Genomic DNA, 1,736 nt, shown 5'->3' on the forward strand with positions numbered 1-1,736 from the left:
CGTCCTGGCCGCCGCGCGGGCCCTCGGTGACGACTCCCTGTCGGTGCACGAGCGCCTCGAGCCCGCCCTGTCCGCCGAGGTGGGTGCGCTTGTGGCCCGCCATCCGCTGCGGGAGCTGGTCACGGCGTCGGATCCGATGCCGTTGCTGGTGGAGCGGGAGCGGGCGTTGTACGGCTCCTGGTACGAGTTCTTCCCGCGTTCGGAGGGGACGGCCGGGCAGCCGCACGGCACGTTCCGCACCGCCGCGCGCAGGCTGGAGGCGATCGCGGGGATGGGCTTCGACGTGGTCTATCTCCCGCCGGTCCACCCGATCGGCACGACGTGGCGCAAGGGCCCCAACAACACCCTCGGCGCCGGTGTGCGGGACGTGGGGGTGCCGTGGGCGATCGGGTCCCCCGAGGGCGGGCACGACGCCGTGCATCCCGCGCTCGGCACGATCGAGGACTTCGACCACTTCGTGGGCCGGGCAGCGGAGCTGGGCCTGGAGGTCGCCCTCGACCTGGCCCTGCAGTGCTCCCCCGACCATCCGTGGGTCCAGAAACACCCCGAGTGGTTCCAGCACCGTGCCGACGGCACGATCGCGTACGCGGAGAACCCGCCGAAGAAGTACCAGGACATCTATCCCCTCGCCTTCGACGCCGACATGGACGGCCTGGTCGAGGAGACCGTGCGGATCCTCAGGCACTGGACGGAGCACGGGGTGCGGATCTTCCGGGTCGACAACCCGCACACCAAACCGGTCGTCTTCTGGGAGCGGGTCATCGCCGAGGTCAACGACAAGGACCCCGACGTGATCTTCCTGGCCGAGGCCTTCACCCGTCCGGCGATGATGCACACCCTGGCCCAGATCGGCTTCCAGCAGTCGTACACCTACTTCACCTGGCGCAACACCAAGCACGAACTCACCGAATATCTCAGCGAGTTGACCGGTGAGGCGGCGGCGTACATGCGGCCGAACCTGTTCGCCAACACCCCGGACATCCTGCACGCCTACCTCCAGCACGGCGGCCGTCCCGCCTTCGAGGTGCGTGCCGTGCTCGCCGCGACCCTCTCCCCCGCCTGGGGCATCTACAGCGGCTACGAACTGTGCGAGAACACCGCGCTGAAGTACCTCGACTCCGAGAAGTATCAACTCAAGCCCCGTGACTGGGAGTCCGCCGCCCGCGAGGGCCGGACCATCGCACCGCTCATCACCCGGCTGAACAGCATCCGGAAGCAGAGCCCCGCACTGCGCCAACTGCGCGATCTGCACTTCCACCACGCCGACAAGGACGCGGTGATCGCCTACTCGAAGCGGAGCGGGTCCGACACGGTCCTGGTGGTCGCCAACCTCGACCCCCACCACACCCAGGAAGCCACGGTCTCGTTGGACATGCCGCGACTCGGTCTGGACTGGCACGAGTCGGTGCCGGTGTGCGACGAGCTCACCGGCGAGACCTACTACTGGGGCAGGGCGAACTACGTACGCCTTGGGCCTGGCGGCGCGCACGTGCTCACCGTCGGCCGGGGGTCCGGGGGCTGCCCCCCGGGCAAGCACAGCGCCGCCCTGCGACCGTCCAACCCGCAGATCGGAGGGTCACCCGCCATATGATCGTCAATGAGCCCGTTCCGGACACCTTCGAGGACACTCCCGCCAAGGACCGGGACCCGGATTGGTTCAAACGCGCGGTCTTCTACGAGGTGCTGGTCCGCTCCTTCCAGGACAGCGACGGCGACGGCATCGGCGACCTGAAGGG

The 1,736-nt window shown here is 68.8% G+C and carries 1 protein-coding gene; it reads left to right on the top strand.

What is annotated here, in order from left to right; translation table 11 throughout:
• A partial coding sequence (locus ADK64_RS06655; RefSeq protein WP_053656035.1) for a maltotransferase domain-containing protein occupies window positions 1–1,591 on the top strand: 1,591 nt, incomplete at its 5' end.
• Window positions 1,592–1,736: the final 145 nt, after the last annotated feature.

Source organism: Streptomyces sp. MMG1121 (assembly GCF_001280015.1).
Taxonomy (GTDB): domain Bacteria; phylum Actinomycetota; class Actinomycetes; order Streptomycetales; family Streptomycetaceae; genus Streptomyces.